At 45.8% G+C, this 4,207-nt stretch carries 4 protein-coding genes and 2 pseudogenes; all 6 read left to right on the top strand.

Going from position 1 to position 4,207, the window contains the following annotated elements; all coding sequences use genetic code 11:
• Nucleotides 1–254: 254 nt before the first annotated feature.
• The 6 genes and pseudogenes from folD (at nucleotide 255) to Q0277_RS00665 (ending at nucleotide 4,164) form a co-directional block, all read left to right on the top strand.
• The gene (gene folD, locus Q0277_RS00690; RefSeq protein ID WP_297994494.1) at nucleotides 255–1,112 is read left to right on the top strand and encodes a bifunctional methylenetetrahydrofolate dehydrogenase/methenyltetrahydrofolate cyclohydrolase FolD; all 858 of its coding nucleotides are present in this window, start codon (nucleotides 255–257) and stop codon (nucleotides 1,110–1,112) included.
• Complete coding sequence (gene lepB / locus Q0277_RS00685; protein ID WP_297994491.1) at nucleotides 1,113–1,958, top strand: signal peptidase I; 846 nt, start codon at nucleotides 1,113–1,115, stop codon at nucleotides 1,956–1,958. It abuts the gene before it with no gap.
• Between the two features lie 9 nt (nucleotides 1,959–1,967).
• Nucleotides 1,968–2,132, top strand: a pseudogene (locus tag Q0277_RS00680) (RpiB/LacA/LacB family sugar-phosphate isomerase); the annotation flags it as partial.
• Between the two features lie 348 nt (nucleotides 2,133–2,480).
• Nucleotides 2,481–2,723, top strand: a pseudogene (locus Q0277_RS00675) (RpiB/LacA/LacB family sugar-phosphate isomerase); the annotation flags it as partial.
• A 653-nt stretch (nucleotides 2,724–3,376) separates the two neighbouring features.
• Nucleotides 3,377–3,619 (top strand): hypothetical protein, encoded by a 243-nt coding sequence (locus tag Q0277_RS00670; RefSeq protein WP_297994486.1) that lies wholly within the window; start codon nucleotides 3,377–3,379, stop codon nucleotides 3,617–3,619.
• Nucleotides 3,616–4,164 carry an adenine phosphoribosyltransferase gene (locus Q0277_RS00665; RefSeq protein ID WP_291937052.1) on the top strand — a complete coding sequence of 183 codons (549 nt, stop codon included), beginning with the start codon at nucleotides 3,616–3,618 and terminating at the stop codon, nucleotides 4,162–4,164. The genes Q0277_RS00670 and Q0277_RS00665 overlap by 4 nt, the downstream gene beginning before the upstream one ends.
• Nucleotides 4,165–4,207 lie beyond the last annotated feature (43 nt).

The following is a 4,207-nucleotide window of genomic DNA, read 5'->3' as shown; positions in this document are numbered from 1 at the left end:
AAGTTCGTAGTTCTTGCTCAAATAAGGCTTCATTCCGCAATGCAAGCCTTAGCAGCGTTGCAGCCTGAATATAGCGGTGTCAAGGTGTCCATCCGTCTATAATGACGATAAAATTTAGGCTTATTTGAGCAGGCTTAAATTTAGGACGAAATTCTTTTTAAAATTCTTTCAAATTCCCATAAAATCCCGCTGAATAAATCTAAATTTTATAAATTTTAGGGTAACATTTGCCTTATTTTTCAAAAAGGCTTTAAATGACTTTAATCGACGGCAAAAGCATAAGCGCGAAGGTAAAAGATGAGATCAAATCGGACGCTTCGGATCTTGCCGCAAAGGGCGTAAAGCCCGCGCTGGCGGTGATTTTAGTAGGCGAGGATGCGGCGAGCAAGACCTATGTCGCGAGCAAGGAAAAAGCCTGCGCCGCCTGTGGGATCCGATCCGTAGCGCACCGCTTGAGCTCCGACGTGAGCGAGGCGGCGCTTTTAGAACTGATAGAAAATTTAAACGAGGATGAGAGCATTGACGGCATCTTGGTGCAGCTACCGCTTCCAAAGCACATTGATACGAATAAAATTTTAGAAAAAATAAGCCCGCAAAAGGACGTGGACGGATTTAGTGCAATAAACGTAGGCAAGCTTACTAGCGGGCTTGCGGACGGTTTTGTGCCTTGTACTCCGCTTGGCGTGATGCGCTTACTTGAGGAATACGGCGTGCAGATCGCGGGCAAAAATGCCGTCGTGCTAGGTCGCAGCAATATCGTCGGAAAGCCGATGGCGAGCCTGCTGTTAAATGCCGATGCCACCGTCACTATCGCTCATAGCAAGACGAAAGACTTAAAGCGGCTTTGCGCAGATGCCGACATTTTGGTCGCGGCGGTCGGCAAGGCGCGTTTTGTGGGTGTCGATATGATAAAACAAGGCGCGGTGGTAATCGATGTGGGGATCAATCGCGGCGAGGACGGCAAGCTAAGGGGCGACGTCGATTTTGATGCGGTTGCGCCAAAATGCTCGTTCATCACACCCGTGCCCGGAGGCGTGGGGCCTATGACGATTGCGATGCTTTTGAGCAACACGATAAAATCGGCGAAAAATCGCTTAAGACAAAGAGTCTAAATGAAAATACTAAGTAAAATTTATCACTTTTTATCGAGTTGGACGGGGACGGTCATCGTCGTTTTATTCGTCATTCTTTTTGTTGCGCAAGCCTTCGTGATCCCTAGTGGATCGATGCGCACTACGCTTTTGGAGGGCGATTTTTTATTCGTTAAAAAATTTAGCTACGGCATCCCGACTCCGCATATTCCGTTTGTAGAGTGGCAGGTAGCTCCTGATAGCGACGGGGATGGACATATCATCCGCGGCGAGGGGCCAAAGCGCGGCGACATCGTGGTTTTCCGCTATCCGCTTAATGAAAAAATGCACTTTGTAAAGCGAAATTTTGCCGTAGGCGGCGACGAGGTAATATTTGATCTGAATAATTTCTACCTTCGTCCGCATGAAGGAGATGAATTCATTGCCGCAAACTATGATGCTCGCGATATTGTGATTTTAGGTGGCGAAAAATATGTCAAAGAGCCGTATAAATTTAAGGGCATTCACTACGACCCTAATACTAGGAACTCGATGCTAACAAATGTCAAACTTGCGCTTGAGAAGGGTGAATTTTCTATGAAGCCCATTAGTTTAAGTGAAATTCCTCATAGCTTCGAAGCTGCAGGGATAAGCTTCAATGCCTTTTACATCAAAGTGCCGCAGGATGAGTATTTTATGATAGGCGATAATCGCAATAATTCCGCTGATAGCCGCTTCTGGGGTCCGGTACCTTATCGTCTGATCGTCGGTAAGCCATGGTTTACATATTTTAGTATCGATGCCGATCGCAAGATCCGCTGGGAGCGAATCGGGCGTTTCGTCGATACCTTGCAAAATGACGAGAGCCTAATCTATGAACAAAAATAAGGAGCGGCAATGCAAATAAATAAAATTTTTATAGCGAGCGATCATGCGGGCTTTCGTGCCAAGGAGCAAGCCAAAAAAGCACTCGCCGCTTTAGGTTACGAAGCGGTCGATCTTGGCACGCATAGTGCCGAAGCGAGCGTAGACTATCCCGATTTCGCGGGCACGTTGGCGGATAAAATTTTAGCCGAATGTGAAGCTTGCGCGCGAAGTGAAAATTTTAAAGAAAGTAGCGGCAAAAATTCCGCCACGACCGCAGAAAATTCCGGTGCGCGAGGTAGAGGCGGCAGCGGAAATTCCAGCGCGAGTATAAACGGTAGCGGGAATTTTAATGGTACCGCACAGTGCGGCGAAAAAGGTAAGAATTTTAGCGCCGGCAATAACGGCAGTGGTGAAAATTTTAACGCCGTCAAGAGCGGCTACAGCAAGAATTTTGATGCGGACGCAAATACGACCGCCTGCGCAAGCATAGCTGCCGCAAACGCGAGCAAAGATAAAATTTTAAATTCTACCAGTTACGGCATTTACGGTGTTTTGATTTGCGGTACGGGCATCGGTATCAGCATCGCCGCAAATCGCCACGCTCACATCCGCTGCGCGTTGTGTCATGACGCGACTAGCGCTAGATTAGCCAGAGAGCACAACGACGCCAACGTCCTAGCCTTCGGCGAGCGATTGATGGGCGCGCTGGTGATTGAAGATATGATTAGAGCGTTTTTTAGCACCGATTTTGCGGGTGGTAGGCACATTAAGCGCGTCGCAAAGCTAGGCGCTTGCGGTAGTTCGAATTGCGCGCATGGATTTGATGGGGAGAATTTCATGCAGAATTCCGCTCAAAATTTTACGGAACAAAGCTATGGCGCTAATTTAAATGGGCGGAATTCTAAATTAAGCTTCGTAGGCGAAATCCCTTCTTGCAAAAATCCCATCGGCATGGATTCTGCGTCAAATTTTGCACGGAGCTTTAACGATAAAAATTCCTTATTTACCGGCGAGAATTCCTTGATAGGCTTTTGCGGTGCACGTCATATAAATTTAGATTCGACGCACGCAAAGATAATCTTTGATGGGAAAAATCCATTGGGTAAAAATTCCACTAGCACAAATTCTACGTTAAATTTTACGCGCGAGAGTGTTTGTGAGAAAAATTTTGCTCAAAAAGCTAGCCGCAAAGATTTTGTCGGTTTGAACCTCACAATTATGAATTCCAAGGTTACAAATTCCTTCTGCATGAACGTTAAGCCAGAAAATATAAATTGCGCTAGTGCGAGTTTAAAAGATGAGAAGTCTGCTATTGTGAGCAGCGTAAATTTAAAGGGAGCAAATCTTTCTAACGCGTATTTTAGAGGCATAAATTCTGCCTATTTTAGCGCAACAATCGCTACTATGCGCTTTGCAAATCCAAATGAAGGAGGCAAGTAATGAGCGTAGCATTAGGTGTTTTAGCGCTATTTTTTGCAACGCTACTTATTCTATCGATCCGAAAAAATTCTAAAATTTATGCTTTGCTTCGCAAGAGCGAAGAAAGAATTTCAAAGCTTAAAAGCGATAACGAAAAGCTTAAAACTGCCCTTCGCTTCGGCATTGAGGCCCTGCAAAATGAGGAGAGCGAAAACTGCAGCTTAAAAATCCAAAACGCAAGATTGAAAAGAGGTAAGCTATGAAAAGTCTAAGCAGCGAGCAAAAAAGCTATTTATTTCGCTCGATCCGCACCGTGCGCGACTTCCCAAAGCCCGGTATTTTGTTTTACGATATCACGACGCTCGTAGGCGATCGCGAGGCGTTTAATTTCCTGCTTGATCATCTAGCCGAGCGCTACGCTGATTACGGACTTGATTACATAGTAGGCATAGAAAGTCGCGGATTTATTTTTGCAGCGGCACTTGCTGCGAGGTTGAGGGTTGCTTTTGTGCCAATTAGAAAGCCAAAGAAGCTTCCTTATATCACGATTTCGCAAAAATACAGCCTTGAATACGGCTTCGATCAGGTCGAGATGCATGTGGATGCATTCTCCGGCGTGCAAGATGCCAAGGTATTGCTAATCGACGATCTTATCGCCACTGGAGGCACCGCACGAGCGGCATTAGATCTCATCGCGCAGACGCAGGCTAAGTGCGTTGAAGCCTGCTTTTTGCTAAATTTACGTGAGTTAAACGATCTAGGCGAGTTTTCGCGACGCACAAATGTTTATTGCGTTTTAGAGGCGTGATTTTGGAAGAGCTACTTAAAAATTTATTACAAGAATACCACCA

The organism is uncultured Campylobacter sp., assembly GCF_938030815.1.
Taxonomy (GTDB): domain Bacteria; phylum Campylobacterota; class Campylobacteria; order Campylobacterales; family Campylobacteraceae; genus Campylobacter_B.
Note: the sequence above shows the minus strand (reverse complement) of the source record. Positions and strands in the feature narration are given on the sequence as shown.